This is a genomic window from Paraburkholderia sp. BL9I2N2 (assembly GCF_004339745.1).
Taxonomy (GTDB): domain Bacteria; phylum Pseudomonadota; class Gammaproteobacteria; order Burkholderiales; family Burkholderiaceae; genus Paraburkholderia.
The window spans coordinates 900,335-914,713 of the sequence record NZ_SMGP01000003.1 but is presented as its reverse complement, the minus strand read 5'-3'; the positions used below and the strand labels follow the sequence as shown (position 1 = coordinate 914,713).

The window sequence follows — 14,379 nt, the reverse complement described above, 5'->3', positions numbered from 1 at the left end:
AATGCCGGGCCAATCCGTGTCCGTCGCGGCCCAAAACGCGCGCGCACACTGGCTGCTGATCGCGGCCGTCTGTCTGAGCGGATGCATGCGTGTTGGCCCGGACTTTCAACCGCAGCATGAGTCCTGGAGCGAGCACTGGAGCAGCACGTCAATCGAGCAGGTCACACAGCAAGCAACACAGCCTGACATCCGGCAATGGTGGCAGGTATTCGCGGACCAAAACCTCGAGAGTCTGATCGCACAGGCCGATGCCAACAACGGCGATGTGAAGATTGCCGGCCTGCGTGTGCTTGAGGCGCGCGCCCAACTGGGCATCGCGATCGCGGGCCGCTATCCGCAGGTGCAACAGGCCAATGCCGACGTCCTGTACTCGGTGCGCAAACGCTCGGATGGATTCAACCCGCGCTCAGGCGGCTTCTGGCAGTACGGGGCGGGCTTCAGTGTCGGCTGGGAGCTGGATTTCTGGGGGCGCTTCAGCCGCGCAATCGAATCTGCCAATGCCGCGTTTTTCGCGGCGCAAGCCAACCGGGATGACGCGTTGGTCCTGCTGCACGCACAGGTCGCCGATACCTATTTCACGCTACGCACGGCCGAGGCGCGCCTGCGCATTGCGCGCGAGAACGCCCAGTTGCAAAAGCGCAGCTATGAGATCGCGCTAAAGCTCTTCAAAAGCGGTGAGACCGATGAACTCGACCTCCAGCAGGCAAAGACGCAGTATCTCGGCACGCTGAGCAGCATTCCCGATTTCGAGAGCCAGATCGTGCTCGCGCATCATGCGTTATCCGTGCTGATCGGACGGCCACCCGGACCATTGCCGGAACTGAATGTGCAAGCGGGCAAAGAGGAAGTGGTGCCGCTCGTGGATCGGGCCGTGCTGCAGGATGTCCCGGCAGATCTTTTGCTGCGCCGCCCGGATGTACGCGCGGCCGAATTGCAGATGGCCGTGCAGTCCGCGCTCATCGGCGTGGCGGAGGCCGATTTTTACCCGTCCGTGTCGTTGCTGGGCTCCCTTGTCTGGAGCGCCAGTTCGCTCACCGGCGCACCGAGCACGCTGGCCCTGGTCGGCGGCCCGAGCGTCACGTGGAACCTGTTCGACCACGGCAAGATAACCAACAACGTGCGCGTGCAGGACGCCCGGCTGCAGGAGCTGACTGTCGCCTACCAGAACACCGTGCGCGAAGCGGCCCGCGAGGCCGACGACGCCGCCACAACAATCATCGCTGCGTTGCAGCGCGACACGATCCTGAACGACGCGCAAGGGGCCGCGCAGCGCTCGCTCAAGCTCGCCAATACGATCTACCGGGAAGGGTACTCGGACTTCCAGCGGGTCCTCGACGCGCAGCGTGCCCTGTTCGCGCAACAGGACGCGTACATCGTCAACCGCGGCAACGCGGTGGGCAGTCTGATTGCGCTCTACAAGGCTCTCGGAGGAGGCTGGTACTCGGAACAGCCGCTCGTCGATCCCGCGACGCGCCAGCAGATGCAGCAGCGCACCGACTGGGGCGGCCTGCTGAACGATTCGAATCCTCCATCCGCCACCGCCAGCTCGCCTGAAGGTTCGTCCCGATGAGCGACAAGCCCGAGCCCGCCGCCGTCACGCCGCCGAAGCCGCCGGCGCCTGCCGCCGACCCGTCGGGCAAAGCGGTGAAGTGGGTCGTCTGCGTGATCGTCGTCAGCCTGATCTGGTATCTGTTCGCCGATCGCTTCACCCCTTATACGCAACAGGCACGCGTTCAGGCTTACGTCGTATCCGTCGCCGCGGAAGTATCGGGGCGTGTGACCCGCGTCCTCGTGCATAACAACCAGGAAGTCAAACCGGGCGACGTGCTCTTCGAGGTCGATAGCGGGCAATACCGGATCGCTGTCGATCGCGCGCGGGCCGATCTCGATACGACGCGCCGACAGGTCGGCGCGAGCACGGCCGGGGTCGATTCGGCGCTCGCATCGCTGCGCGCGGCCGTCGCGAATGAAGTCAAGGCGCGTCAGGACAGCGAGCGTCTCGAAAGGCTGTATCGCGAAGATGAGGGGACCATCTCCCTGCGGCGCCTCGAAGTGGCGCGAGCGACGCACGAGCAGGCCCAGAGCCAGGTTGCCGCGGCGCGTGCCGAAGTGGAACGCGCTCGCGAGCAGCAGGGCGGCAATGGGGAGGAGAACGCGCAACTGCGCGCCGCGGCCGCAGCGCTCGAAAAGGCTGTACTCGATCTTGCCAATACGCAAATCAGGGCGCGCTCAGGTGGCGTCATCACGGATCTGCGCACGGAGGTCGGCCAGTTCGCAGCAGCGGGCAATCCGGTCATGACGCTGATCGCAATCCGCGACGTGTGGGTCAGTGCGGATATGACCGAAAACAACCTGGGGCATCTACGGCCCGGCACGCCTGTGGCGATTGCGCTGGACGCGCTCCCGGGTGAAGTTTTCGAGGGACGGCTTCGCAGTATCGGATATGGCGTGAGCGCGGGGCAGAGCGCACCGCCCGGCGGTCTGCCCACCGTACAGAACAGCCGCGACTGGCTGCGCCCCGCACAACGCTTTCCGGTAATCGTCGAGTTCGAAGCGGGTGAGAGGGCGCGCCTTCACAACGTTCGTGTCGGCGGGCAGGCAGAGGTGATGGCCTTTCCGGATCCGGATAGTCCGCTCAATCCGCCGGGTCGCCTGTTTCTGTGCGTGATGAGCTGGGTCTCATACCTTTACTGAATGGCTAACTACTGCATCTATGGAACACAGGCTTCAGCTTCTCGGTCCACGTACGCTACGCGTTGCCACAGGGACGGCACTTTGCCTGACGATCAGCTTCGCGCTGGACCTGTCGGTCCCCGTCATCGCGCCAGTGTTCGCCGTCTTTCTTCTCGCGACGCAAAACCGCCCGCTGTCGTTCAAGGCCGGCGTAGCGTTCGCGCTGATCGTGGCTTTGACCACGGGCAGCGGCCTGCTCCTTGTCCCGTTGCTTCGCCACTATGCATTCGCTGGCGTGATGCTGGTCGGCCTCATGCTCTTCCTCGCGTTTCGCTATGGGCTACGCGGCGGGAATAATCTGGTCTCGACCTTTCTGGTGGCCGGCCTGACGATGATCTCCGCTGCCGGGACCGCTGACTTTCAGTTGGCCGTGACGGTTGTTGGCGCGCTGGTGAAGGGCCTTGTGCTAGCCGTGCTGGTGGCAGGATTGACTCACATGCTGTTTCCCGAGCGCGTGAGCACGGGACCACATCCTGCCGCTCAGGCCATGCCCGACGGGCAGGCTGCGCGCATCGCGCTGCGCGCCGCACTCGTGGTCATGCCAGCATATCTGCTCGCCATCACAGATCCCGCGAGCTACATGCCGATCATCATGAAGTCCGTCAGCCTCGGTCGACAAAGCTGCACCACGACGGCTCGTAGCGCAGCGCGCGACCTGATTGGCTCCACGTTGCTCGGTGGCTTGCTGGCGATCGTGTTCTGGTTTGCCCTCAGGCTCTTTGTGGACCTGTGGATGTTCTTCCTTTGGATGCTGCTGTTTGGCCTGTTGGTGGGTCGCAAGCTCTATCGCATCAGCACAACGCGTTACTCACCGGGTTTCTGGCTGAACAGCCTGGTCACCATGATCATTCTGCTGGGCCAATCGGTGCAGGACAGCGCGGCGGGAAAGGATGTCTACACGGCGTTCGCGGTCCGTATGGGACTCTTTGTGGCCGTCACGGTCTACGCCTGTCTGATGCTGCTGATTTTCGAGCGAAGCCACCGCGCGCGATGACGCTGTGCGCAGCCGAGCCTCAGCCCAACGCAATCATTGGAGTCCCTCTGCTGATGTGATGCCGAAAGCGCGGTGGGACTCACGTTCACACACGTGTAACGGGGTGAGCACAATGTAGGAGGTACCTGCAATGGGAAATGCGACAAGCGACGCGGTCGTCCGCCTGGGGACACGTGAGATTTTGCGGGAATCAGGCCGGACCCTTTGGTACCTGCGTGCAATCCTGGCTGGCCTTCTGGTGCTGTTTGTGCTGCTGACGGTCGCAATGTATTACATGGGGAACCCCGTGGAGACGGTGAAGCGAACGCCTTCGACGATGGAGGAAACCTTGTACTTCTGCGCGATCACGGCGCTGACCATCGGGTACGGCGACGTCGTCCCTACCTCAACGTTTGGCCGGATCGATGCGATATTGCTGGGCCTGATCGGCATGGTGTTCACGGGGCTGATCGTTGCTGCAGCCGTGCGGGGCGTGCAGGAAGCTGCGCGCCGGGCGGCGGGCGTTGTCGCACATCCCAGCAAGCACTAACCACTGTGCTGTCTGAGCCGCTGGTCGACCCGCCCAAAAGGGTTTAGACCGCTATCTCTGGAGGCACGCGCGCTTCGCTTATGCGGATCAGCTTGCGGATGTATTGGACGACGTACGTTCGGGGCTAACCGGCCACTTTCTTTACCATAAAAAGAGCGGCCTCATTTTTGCGCATACGGAGGACGGCTTTCATCAGATACTACTCGCTCATTTGGCTGCTCTGCACAAAACGGATTTTTGCCGCGAATACGTGATATGGAACGTGCATCAGTTTCCGTATGCAGATCCGATGGGGCACCTTGCCGATGACTGTGTACGCGAGGGGTACGGTCTGTTTCTGTCGTCCGTTTCAAACGAAAAGTGCATCACGGTCGGACAGGCCTTCACGTGGGAACCGCTCGAACTAGCCGCCTTTGGCAAATTTGAACGAGATGTTATTTGAACTTGCCCTGCGCTTCAATTCGGCGCTTGCAAACGTCCGCAAATTGCGGCGATTCGACCGATCTCAGATAGGAAGCCGAAGGACCGTTGTGCATCGCACAGGAAGTTCGGCATCCGGCGGAGGCCCGCGATGTTCGGGCTGACCGTGTCCTCCGGTGTGTGGGCAGTGTGTGGCCATAGAGCGTCACCTCAGAGCTCACACGCACACTCAAAGACCTGGTCCACTGCCATATGCTCGTTGCGTCATCAACCGACTTGGGACGGTCACGCTGGATGCTCATCCTCATCAACGGCTGCGGTCGAGCTGCGCCGAAATATGTCGTCGCGTTCAGCGATACAATTGTGGGGGCCTGGGTGTAACCCACTCCGAGTGCTGCGAACGATGGAACGGTCGGTACGCGCCGGATCGATTGTTCGAAAGTGTTGGGCAGCCACGGAATGCCGGCCTCATGGAAGGTGAACAAAAGGCCTAACTGACAGGGGTGGGTCATGTGCGCTCGGTACTCTATGTCGCAGCTTCCAGGCGCGCGGACAAATGGCAAGGTCGCTTGACAATGCCCGCGATCCAGATGCATTGGTGCTGCCGCGCATCGTGGCGTGCGCCGCTCTGGCTTTCGCCATGCTGCCTTGCCCGGCGGATGCGCAGGCTGCGCCGGGCCAATTGACGAGCAAGGCCGTGATCGGCGGCAATGTGAAGCAGCATGCCGACGCCGTGCTCGCGATCATGACCTATACGACAGTCCCCGACGTTACTACCAGTAATCTGTCAGTCAATAACGGCGCCACCGGTAATCCCGGTTTTGGTCAGACACAGTTTGGCGGTGGCTTCACGATCAGCAAATCCTTTCCGTTGTACGTGGAGGGCACACTTGCCTACAGCCGCTACGATCCGATATTCATCGCGACGGATGGCACCGAGCAGCGTGCGGTACCGACCAAATGGAACACCTTCAGTGGTACGGTCGGCATCGGCTGGGATTTCCGGATCACCGATGAACTGGTGTTCCGTCCGATCCTGAACGGTACGGTTGGACGTGTCTCCAGCGATCTGAAGGTGGGGCAGTCGATCTTCAATCACGTTACCGACAGCAACCTACAGTTCCTCGAGAATGGCTCTCTGGACGCGTACGGCTACGGTGGCTCGCTGATGCTTGATTACGAGCACTACCGCGAAAACTACGAAATCGATGCCGAATTGCGCGCGACTGACATTTACCTGCGCAGCTTCGGCGGTTCGTCGGAGGCCGTCCAGGGTTCAGCCATGGCGCAACAGGTGAGCCTGTGGACACGCTGGCGTGCGCCTACAGGCTGGCACGCGCTGGACCGGCCGATCCGCTATGTGCTCGAAGCGGCTTATTCGCACTATTTTGGCGACAGCGCCGGCGTGCTGGGTTTCAACGACCTCACGTCGTTGGGAGTCGGGCTTGAACTCGATAGCAGCAAGTATCCCATCATCATCACACGCACGCGCGCGATGGTGCGATACGTGTTCGGACACAACGTGCACGGCGCGTCCTTCGGGTTTGCAATGAGTTTCTAGCTCTCCGGACCGCCGATCCTCAGATTCTGGTTCTGTGGCGGAGCTTTGCTAGCGCTTCGCGTTTCGCGGCAAAGCAGGCAATGTCGCGAAACGCTGTTGTGTGCCGCCCAACGCCGAACACGCGTCGGCCAACGCGAATGACCGCGTACGCGACGGCAACCGACTCATCTTGCCGCGAGGTAAACAACAATCGTCGCTCTACGCCAGCCTGGGAACATTCAGCCGTTGGCTGACGCCCACTATGGCAGAATCCTCTCAACGCATTCGCGACTAGAATTTCCGGTTGCCCATTCTTCTAAAGCCAGATCAAATTCCAACCGTACAACGTCAGGTCGCGAGCGATAGTTTCGTTCTCTGGGAAAACTGGTATGACAAACCCACACGATAAAGCCGAATCCGACGAGGATTTAGCTCGCTTGATAATAGGCCATGGGCCCTGCACCTATCTATTGCTACTCTTACTTGGCTTGATCATCCTGTCTCCCTATCTTGAGGAGGGCATAGTCGCTCGCACGCTGCTCGGCATTCTGTTTTCGACCGTACTGCTAGTGGGCGCTTTCGCCACCAGGCAGACTCGGCGGGGGTTCATCTTCAAACTATGTTTGGCGCTGCTTGGCGTTGTCCTTCAATGGGCGGCGTTGTGGACTGAGAGCATCGCGATTCTGGACCTTGCCGGGATATCTTATGCCGCGTCTCTTGCAGTCGCCATTAGCGGAGTGCTCCGCTATATTCTCAAGCGCGGGCAAATTACGGCCGACAAGCTGCACGGTGCGCTTGCCGGCTACATCATGCTGGCCATCGTCTGGGCCTTCATCTACACGGTGATTGAGAGATCCAGCGCTGGCTCATTCGGTCCTGGCCGCCTCGATTTCACACAGCCCGGCACTTTTTTCAGACTATTATATTTTAGCCTCACGACGCTTACGACCACTGGTTACGGGGATGTCATCCCATTGACCAACCACGCCCGCTCATTTGTGATGATCGAAGAGTTTGCAGGCGTGTTTTACGTTGGTGTCCTGATCGCGCGGCTTGCCGGTCTCTATCCGTCGACTCAGACCAAGTGACTCTCGATCTGCCTTAGCCAGCCGTACACCCCGGAGCGACCAGAATGCAATCGTGATGATGGCGCTGCGCGCGGTCCTTTCGAGTACCCACAGCTGGCTGGGCATCGCGTACCGGGGTGAAGCCGGCTCGGGCGCATCCGTCGCCCATTCTTATAGGACCATCGTCCGATTCACCCGCGCGCCGCGCATATTACTCTACGCGAGAGACAGGTGGCCAGTTTTTCCCTTCGGCGCCAGGCGCATCTGAGGATCACCCATGCGACAACCCAAAATTGTCATCGTCGGTGCGGGCCTGGTCGGTGGGTCGGCGGCGCTCTTTGTTGCTTCGACCATCCCTAGCGCCGAGATCGTCATCATCGATATGGCCCGGGTGCGCGCAGAAGGCCAGGTTCTGGATCTGGCGCACGCCGCGACATTCTGGGGACATAACCGCTTTCACGCCGGGGAATACGATGATGCGCGTAATGCCGACATCATCGTGATCACGGCTGGTGTCGGCGTCAAGCCGGGGCAGACGCGCCTCGACATCGCCAAAACGAACGCTGAAATCGCCTGCGAAATTCTCGATCGTACGGCTCCCCTTGCGCCTGATGCGATTTATGTCGTTGCGACCAACCCCTGCGATGTGTTGGCGGGGGTCGTCTTTGACCGCCTGGGTTGCGACCGTCAACGTGTGATCAGCACGGGCACCTCTCTCGACACTGGCCGACTACGCGCCCTGCTCTCCGAGCGGCTCGGAGTCGTTGCGTCTGCGATTCACGCGTATGTGCTAGGCGAGCACGGCGAGTCGGCCCTGATCGCGTGGTCCGGTGCCACTGTGTGCGGCATGACGCTCGACATGTTTCTCTCCCGAAGCGGAAAGGAGCTGGGCCCTGCCAGTCGCGATCTGATACTGCGTTCCGTGCATGAGGCTGCCAAACTCATCAAGGAAGGCAAGGGCTCAACCCACTACGGCATCGCCAGCGCGATCGCCCGGATCTGCGAGGCCATTGTCCACAACACGGACCTCATTCTGACGGTGGGCGTCGTGCACGCCGAAGTTGAAGGCGTAGCCGACGTTTGCCTGTCGCTGCCGATGGTCATCAACGGCAACGGCGCCCAATTGCTGGCCTATCCCGCGCTTGACGAGACCGAGCGCGAGGCCCTGCTGCGCAGTGCGCACATCATGAAGGAAGCAACCGACCGCGTGCTTACTGACCAGTAAGGCCTCGAGACGACGCGGATAGACGCGCAAGATCCCTCGCGACGAGGTTACTCATGGCTCAACAACCTGAAAAGGCATCTGCCGAAACCAAAGCCCGCTCAACGAAGCCAACGGCCGGGTTTCTCGGACAGGTCTGGAAATTTCTTGTCCCGGTGGGCATTGGCGTGGTCCTCTGGTTCCTGCCGACGCCGGACGGTCTACAGGTCAAGGCGTGGCACATGTTCGCGGTCTTCGTTGCGACCATCGCCGGGATCATGACGTCTCCCTTGCCAATGGCCGCGGTCGCCATCATCGGTGCAACGATCGGGGTGCTCGTCGGCGTGGTTTCGTTCACCGACGTCACCAAATCCACGGGTACAGACCTGGTCTGGCTCGTGATGCTTGCCTTTTTCATCTCCCGCGGCGTCATCAAGACCGGCCTCGGGAGGCGCATCGCGCTCGTCTTCATGCGTCTGCTGGGCAAACGAACCGTGGGGCTGGGGTACGGGCTCATCCTGACCGAACTCGTAATTTCTCCCGCCATGCCCAGCATCACGGCTCGCGCCGGTGGCGTGATGCTGCCGATCACGAAAGCCATTTCGGAAGTCCTCGGCAGTGACGCGGACGACCCGCAATCCCGTGGCAAGGTGGGCACGTACCTGATCCTCTGCGCATTCCACGCCAACATCGTGGCCGCCGGCATGTTCATCACGTCCATGGCGGGCAACCCCCTCGCGGTCAAGTTCGCCGCGGACCAGGGGATCTCGATCAGCTGGCTTGACTGGGCGGTAGCCGCCTCCGTCCCGGGCCTGCTATGTCTTGCAATCATTCCGGTTGCCATGCTCTGGATCGCGCCACCGCAGCTTCGCGCGACACCCGACGCCACGGACCTGGCTCAACGGGAGCTCAACACCATGGGGCCCATCTCAGCGCATGAGATCATCATGGCGCTGATCTTCATCGGGCTGCTGGTGCTCTGGATCTTTGGCGACCAGCTGGGTATCGGCGCAACGCTTGCGGCAGCGCTGGGCGTCTCACTGCTTTTCATTACCGGCGTACTCACCTGGCAGGACGCCCTGAATGAAAAATCCGCGTGGGACACCATGATCTGGATCGGGCTGCTGATCATGCTGGCATCCAAGCTCAATGAATATGGCATGGTCACCTGGTTCGGCAAGGAGTTCGGTGCCCATCTGGCAGGTTTCCACCGGCTGGCCGTCTATATGCTGGTTGCCGCCATCTATGTCTACATCCACTACTTCTTCGCGAGTGCCACCGCGCACATCAGCGCACTGTTTCCCCTATCCATGGCGCTGATGGTCGCCGCTGGTGTGCCGCCATTCGTCGCGGCGATTGCACTCGGCGTCTTGAGCAACATTAACGGCTGCCTGACCCAGTACGGTATCGGCTCGGGTCCGGTGAGGTCGGTCGAGACGCGTGGACGCCAACGGGTTAAGCAGCGACCTGATTCAGATAGTATCGCTGCGTGAATGCTACAGGTGACAGGTAATTGAGACGAGCCTGCGTGCGCTGCCGGTTATAAAACATCTCGATGTATTCGCTGATGGATCGCTTGGCTTCATCGCGCGTGGCGAAGCGTCGATGATAGACCAGCTCGCTTTTTAGCGTGCCCCAAAACGATTCGATCGGCGCGTTGTCAAAGCAGTTTGAGGTCCGCCGGAAAAAGTGGACGCCAACATTCCGTAAAATTGAGGAATGGAGGCATACATGAGTCGAATCCCCAAAGCCGTCTACACGAAGGAATTCCGTGAAGAGGCGGTGAAGCTTGCAATGACCGAGGGCGTTGGCGTATCGGAGGCTGCGCGTCGGCTGTCGATATCAATGAAGACGGTGGCAAACTGGGTGCGTGCTGCGAAGGCAGGCAAGCTGGAACGTGTAGGTCAGCATCAAAAGCCGCTGACGGAGATCGAAGCGGAACTCGGGCGAGTCAAGCGGGAGCTGGCGGAAGTTAAAATGGAGCGCGATTTATTAAAAAAATTCGCGACGTACTTTGCGAGGGAGTCGCGGTGAAGTACGGCGTGATTGAACAGATGCGACAGGACTATCCGGTGCCGCCGATGTGCCGGCTGCTGGGCGTTTCCGTGAGCGGCTATTACGCGTGGCGCAAGCGCTCGCCGTCGTTGCGGGCACAGCAGGAGCCGAGACTGGAGGCCGAAGTGCTGGCGGCGCATCAGCGCACGCGTGAGAGCTTCGGGCCCGAACGCTTGCAGAAGCACCTCGACGAGCACGGCGTGCGGCTCGGTGTTCACCGCATAAAAAGGCTACGCAAAAAGCTGGGACTACGCTGCAGGCAGAAACGCAAGTTCAAGGCGACGACCAATTCGAAGCACGACCTACCGGTGGCGCCGAACCTGCTGAACCAGGATTTCACTGCAACCTCGCCGAATCAGGCCTGGTGCGGCGACATCACGTATATCGCGACTGACGAGGGCTGGCTGTACCTCGCCGGCCTGAAGGATCTGTTTAGTGGGGAGCTCGTCGGCTACGCCATGAGCGAGCGCATGACGAAGCATCTGGTAATGCAGGCGCTGTTCCGTGCGGTTGCATCGCAGCGCCCGGCGCCCGGCCTGATCCATCACACGGACCGTGGGTCCCAATACTGCGCTCACGCCTATCAGGATCTCGTCGGCCAGTTCCGCATGCAGGCGTCGATGAGTCGACGAGGAAACTGCTTTGACAACGCGCCGATCGAATCGTTTTGGGGCACGCTAAAAAGCGAGCTGGTCTATCATCGACGCTTCGCCACGCGCGATGAAGCCAAGCGATCCATCAGCGAATACATCGAGATGTTTTATAACCGGCAGCGCACGCAGGCTCGTCTCAATTACCTGTCACCTGTAGCATTCACGCAGCGATACTATCTGAATCAGGTCGCTGCTTAACCCGTTGGCGTCCACGCGTCTCGACCGACCTCAGTTTCCTCGTCGACTCATCGACGCCTGCATGCGGAACTGGCCGACGAGATCCTGATAGGCGTGAGCGCAGTATTGGGACCCACGGTCCGTGTGATGGATCAGGCCGGGCGCCGGGCGCTGCGATGCAACCGCACGGAACAGCGCCTGCATTACCAGATGCTTCGTCATGCGCTCGCTCATGGCGTAGCCGACGAGCTCCCCACTAAACAGATCCTTCAGGCCGGCGAGGTACAGCCAGCCCTCGTCAGTCGCGATATACGTGATGTCGCCGCACCAGGCCTGATTCGGCGAGGTTGCAGTGAAATCCTGGTTCAGCAGGTTCGGCGCCACCGGTAGGTCGTGCTTCGAATTGGTCGTCGCCTTGAACTTGCGTTTCTGCCTGCAGCGTAGTCCCAGCTTTTTGCGTAGCCTTTTTATGCGGTGAACACCGAGCCGCACGCCGTGCTCGTCGAGGTGCTTCTGCAAGCGTTCGGGCCCGAAGCTCTCACGCGTGCGCTGATGCGCCGCCAGCACTTCGGCCTCCAGTCTCGGCTCCTGCTGTGCCCGCAACGACGGCGAGCGCTTGCGCCACGCGTAATAGCCGCTCACGGAAACGCCCAGCAGCCGGCACATCGGCGGCACCGGATAGTCCTGTCGCATCTGTTCAATCACGCCGTACTTCACCGCGACTCCCTCGCAAAGTACGTCGCGAATTTTTTTAATAAATCGCGCTCCATTTTAACTTCCGCCAGCTCCCGCTTGACTCGCCCGAGTTCCGCTTCGATCTCCGTCAGCGGCTTTTGATGCTGACCTACACGTTCCAGCTTGCCTGCCTTCGCAGCACGCACCCAGTTTGCCACCGTCTTCATTGATATCGACAGCCGACGCGCAGCCTCCGATACGCCAACGCCCTCGGTCATTGCAAGCTTCACCGCCTCTTCACGGAATTCCTTCGTGTAGACGGCTTTGGGGATTCGACTCATGTATGCCTCCATTCCTCAATTTTACGGAATGTTGGCGTCCACTTTTTCCGGCGGACCTCACGGTCATGTTCGGCGCTGGCTATGTTTCACAGGGCCAGTGGTGGAAGGCAGGTTTTCTGATGAGCCTCGTCTACATGGCAGTTTGGCTCGTGGTGGGACCGCTCTGGTGGAAGGCGCTGGGCCATATTTGAAACGATCTACTCCACTGCCTCAAACACGGTCACGTTGTTGCCGCAGAGCGGACGACATACATCCTGGGTTCGCTTGCGTTGTGGATGCCGATACCGATGGAGTCATGCGACGTGCCAGCACGCCTCACGCAAGCCTTGCACAACGCCATCTCGTCACGGATTTTGCCCACGCGCTTTAGTTCAACGAACGTACCCGCTTCAATTTCGGATTACGCGCCATGGCCGCCGGCAACTTTAGCCTGCGAGTGAGTGTTTATTTCGAAGCGCGACGCAAGGACCACGATCGAACAAGCAACAAGCGGCTGCAACGGGTCGACCAGAGACGTCCTCAGACCTCCAGTCGGCGTCTCGCACGTCGGTGATCGGCCGCAGGCCAACCGCAAATAGTGCGGCGAGTCGACTCGGCTGTCCGCCTCAATTGTGCTGCGCCTGAGGGCATTCCGCCTGATACCAGCGATCGACCTGATGCTGCGCCGCATGTAGATTTTTCGGATACTGCGGATCGAACCTTCTTGGGTCGTACCCAGCCTTTCTCAGCGCGGCCAGTTCACTCTGGTTTTGCTCCTGTGTGACGGGCGCGTGGTTCTTGATAGCTGCGAGATCGCGGCATTGCTTTGCGCTCAGATGTGTCGCGCCTTCCGCCATGCCTCCCGCGGCCATGCCAGCGAGCGAGATAGTCAACGCGGATATCATCGGCCCGATCTTCGGCGAGTTCTTCATGTCACGTCCTCCTTCAGTGTCACTGCGCGCCAGCATGAGAAACCAACCACTGTCAGATTTAGTGTAGTTCACTGCACAGAACGAGACCGTGCAGGAGTTTCGGATCGCGGCGCCGCCCCGATTCCATGACGTACTTTGCAGACGGCCGCCTCATTCGCTATCGCGAGCGGGAACCTTGCTCCAGCCCGGCCCCGGGTCGAACCATTTCGTGGCTTGCGCTTTCGCTTTGCTGTCTGGCCCGAGATCGCGTTCATAGACCTGACCGGCATGGCTCACCATGAACGTCTTGATGCCCGTGTCGCCGTACTTCACAGGCCAGGCGATGACAGCGAAGCCCCCAAACAGTTTGGCCTTCACGACATAGTCATAGGCGCCACCGGGCGCGTTTGGCCCCTGGGACTCCAGCAACTTGAAGTGATACCCGTAGTAGCCGGCGCTCTGTGCATTGCGCGAACTCGCATCGACAAAGGCCGCGCCAAGCGGACTTGGCGTGTCTTCGGGCCCGGTTGGCCAGTACAGGCCGTCGTGTTTGCCTGGTGTGCTCACCATCTTTGAGGCGTAGGCGAGCACGCCGACGCCGTCGTGATTGGTCTGCGCGTATTCGCGCTGCGCGTCGAAGATTGCCAGCATCGCCTGGATCACGGCCAACTCGTCGCGGCCGATGCGCCGCAAGCGTATCTCTTCTGCGCCGGCCCGCGTATCGAAATGCCACCCCGCATCGTTCTTCACGAGCGGTACCGGGAACGTCCAGCCCTGGTCGCCCACGACGATACGTGCGCGTCCCGGTTCCCCGGACTCGATGGTGTGGGACTTTGCCCACTCGGCAATGAAGGTGTCCCTGACCGGCGCGCCGAACCGGGGAATCAATTCACGAAAGTTGCTGCCGAAGATCGAGCGAAGGACGTCCTCCCGATCCTTGATGACCGCGTCGCCAAAGGCATTCATCGCGGCCTCCGGTGAACTGAAGCTCTTTTGTGCGTGCGCCGGAGGCATCGTCACGAACAACAGCGCGATGACTAGAGAGAGGTTCGCGAGCGTCAGCGTCAACAACTTTTGCACACCACATGGATGACTGTTCATGGT

The 14,379-nt window shown here is 60.5% G+C and carries 12 protein-coding genes and 2 pseudogenes; 10 read left to right on the top strand and 4 right to left on the bottom strand.

What is annotated here, in order from left to right:
• The first annotated feature begins 1 nt into the window (after nucleotide 1).
• From B0G74_RS35070 to B0G74_RS35030, 9 genes are all read left to right on the top strand, one after another.
• On the top strand, nucleotides 2–1,570 hold the full coding sequence (locus B0G74_RS35070) for a TolC family protein (RefSeq protein ID WP_132380826.1): 1,569 nt from the start codon (nucleotides 2–4) through the stop codon (nucleotides 1,568–1,570).
• Entirely contained in the window at nucleotides 1,567–2,694 is a 1,128-nt protein-coding gene (locus B0G74_RS35065; protein WP_132380824.1) for an HlyD family secretion protein, read from the top strand. Before B0G74_RS35070 ends, B0G74_RS35065 begins: the two co-directional genes overlap by 4 nt.
• Before the next feature lie 19 nt (nucleotides 2,695–2,713).
• Entirely contained in the window at nucleotides 2,714–3,727 is a 1,014-nt protein-coding gene (locus B0G74_RS35060) for a DUF2955 domain-containing protein (RefSeq protein ID WP_132380822.1), read from the top strand.
• Between the two features lie 130 nt (nucleotides 3,728–3,857).
• Nucleotides 3,858–4,256, top strand: a complete 399-nt coding sequence (locus tag B0G74_RS35055) for a potassium channel family protein (RefSeq protein ID WP_132380820.1) — start codon at nucleotides 3,858–3,860, stop codon at nucleotides 4,254–4,256.
• Between the two features lie 103 nt (nucleotides 4,257–4,359).
• The gene (locus B0G74_RS35050; protein WP_132380818.1) at nucleotides 4,360–4,698 is read left to right on the top strand and encodes a hypothetical protein; all 339 of its coding nucleotides are present in this window, start codon (nucleotides 4,360–4,362) and stop codon (nucleotides 4,696–4,698) included.
• A gap of 618 nt (nucleotides 4,699–5,316) precedes the next feature.
• A complete protein-coding gene (locus tag B0G74_RS35045; RefSeq protein WP_132381342.1) occupies nucleotides 5,317–6,237 on the top strand; it encodes a hypothetical protein in 921 nt (306 codons plus the stop codon).
• A gap of 368 nt (nucleotides 6,238–6,605) precedes the next feature.
• Complete coding sequence (locus tag B0G74_RS35040; RefSeq protein ID WP_132380816.1) at nucleotides 6,606–7,304, top strand: ion channel; 699 nt, start codon at nucleotides 6,606–6,608, stop codon at nucleotides 7,302–7,304.
• Between the two features lie 256 nt (nucleotides 7,305–7,560).
• Nucleotides 7,561–8,508, top strand: coding sequence for a lactate dehydrogenase (locus B0G74_RS35035; protein ID WP_132380814.1), 948 nt, complete (start codon nucleotides 7,561–7,563; stop codon nucleotides 8,506–8,508).
• 53 nt (nucleotides 8,509–8,561) lie between these two features.
• On the top strand, nucleotides 8,562–9,977 hold the full coding sequence (locus B0G74_RS35030; protein ID WP_132380812.1) for a DASS family sodium-coupled anion symporter: 1,416 nt from the start codon (nucleotides 8,562–8,564) through the stop codon (nucleotides 9,975–9,977).
• Here the strand turns inward: B0G74_RS35030 and B0G74_RS35025 are convergent.
• Nucleotides 9,940–10,155, bottom strand: a pseudogene (locus B0G74_RS35025) (IS3 family transposase); the annotation flags it as partial. The gene B0G74_RS35030 and the pseudogene B0G74_RS35025 sit on opposite strands and share 38 nt — an antisense overlap.
• Before the next feature lie 60 nt (nucleotides 10,156–10,215).
• On the opposite strand from B0G74_RS35025, the gene B0G74_RS35020 reads away from it, so the two are divergent.
• Nucleotides 10,216–11,390, top strand: a protein-coding gene (locus B0G74_RS35020) for an IS3 family transposase (protein WP_132373085.1) whose coding sequence is annotated in 2 segments (ribosomal slippage) — nucleotides 10,216–10,486 and nucleotides 10,486–11,390 — 1,176 coding nt in all. Because the reading frame shifts where the segments join, the coding sequence is not laid out codon by codon here.
• A 33-nt stretch (nucleotides 11,391–11,423) separates the two neighbouring features.
• On the opposite strand, the pseudogene B0G74_RS35015 reads toward B0G74_RS35020, so the two are convergent.
• From B0G74_RS35015 to B0G74_RS35000, 3 genes and pseudogenes are all read right to left on the bottom strand, one after another.
• Nucleotides 11,424–12,385: pseudogene (locus B0G74_RS35015) on the bottom strand (IS3 family transposase); the annotation flags it as partial.
• A gap of 605 nt (nucleotides 12,386–12,990) precedes the next feature.
• Nucleotides 12,991–13,296 carry a DUF4148 domain-containing protein gene (locus B0G74_RS35005; protein WP_132381340.1) on the bottom strand — a complete coding sequence of 102 codons (306 nt, stop codon included), beginning with the start codon at nucleotides 13,294–13,296 and terminating at the stop codon, nucleotides 12,991–12,993.
• Between the two features lie 150 nt (nucleotides 13,297–13,446).
• A complete protein-coding gene (locus B0G74_RS35000) occupies nucleotides 13,447–14,376 on the bottom strand; it encodes a DUF2950 domain-containing protein (RefSeq protein ID WP_132381338.1) in 930 nt (309 codons plus the stop codon).
• Between the last annotated feature and the right edge of the window lie 3 nt (nucleotides 14,377–14,379).

What these genes read in the sequence shown, in the direction of transcription:
- B0G74_RS35070 (WP_132380826.1), top strand. Translation starts at nt 2, where the DNA reads ATGCCGGGCCAATCCGTGTCCGTCGCGGCCCAAAACGCGCGCGCACAC.
- B0G74_RS35065 (WP_132380824.1), top strand. Translation starts at nt 1,567, where the DNA reads ATGAGCGACAAGCCCGAGCCCGCCGCCGTCACGCCGCCGAAGCCGCCG.
- B0G74_RS35060 (WP_132380822.1), top strand. Translation starts at nt 2,714, where the DNA reads ATGGAACACAGGCTTCAGCTTCTCGGTCCACGTACGCTACGCGTTGCC.
- B0G74_RS35055 (WP_132380820.1), top strand. Translation starts at nt 3,858, where the DNA reads ATGGGAAATGCGACAAGCGACGCGGTCGTCCGCCTGGGGACACGTGAG.
- B0G74_RS35045 (WP_132381342.1), top strand. Translation starts at nt 5,317, where the DNA reads ATGCTGCCTTGCCCGGCGGATGCGCAGGCTGCGCCGGGCCAATTGACG.
- B0G74_RS35040 (WP_132380816.1), top strand. Translation starts at nt 6,606, where the DNA reads ATGACAAACCCACACGATAAAGCCGAATCCGACGAGGATTTAGCTCGC.
- B0G74_RS35035 (WP_132380814.1), top strand. Translation starts at nt 7,561, where the DNA reads ATGCGACAACCCAAAATTGTCATCGTCGGTGCGGGCCTGGTCGGTGGG.
- B0G74_RS35030 (WP_132380812.1), top strand. Translation starts at nt 8,562, where the DNA reads ATGGCTCAACAACCTGAAAAGGCATCTGCCGAAACCAAAGCCCGCTCA.
- B0G74_RS35005 (WP_132381340.1), bottom strand. Translation starts at nt 13,296, where the DNA reads ATGAAGAACTCGCCGAAGATCGGGCCGATGATATCCGCGTTGACTATC.
- B0G74_RS35000 (WP_132381338.1), bottom strand. Translation starts at nt 14,376, where the DNA reads ATGAACAGTCATCCATGTGGTGTGCAAAAGTTGTTGACGCTGACGCTC.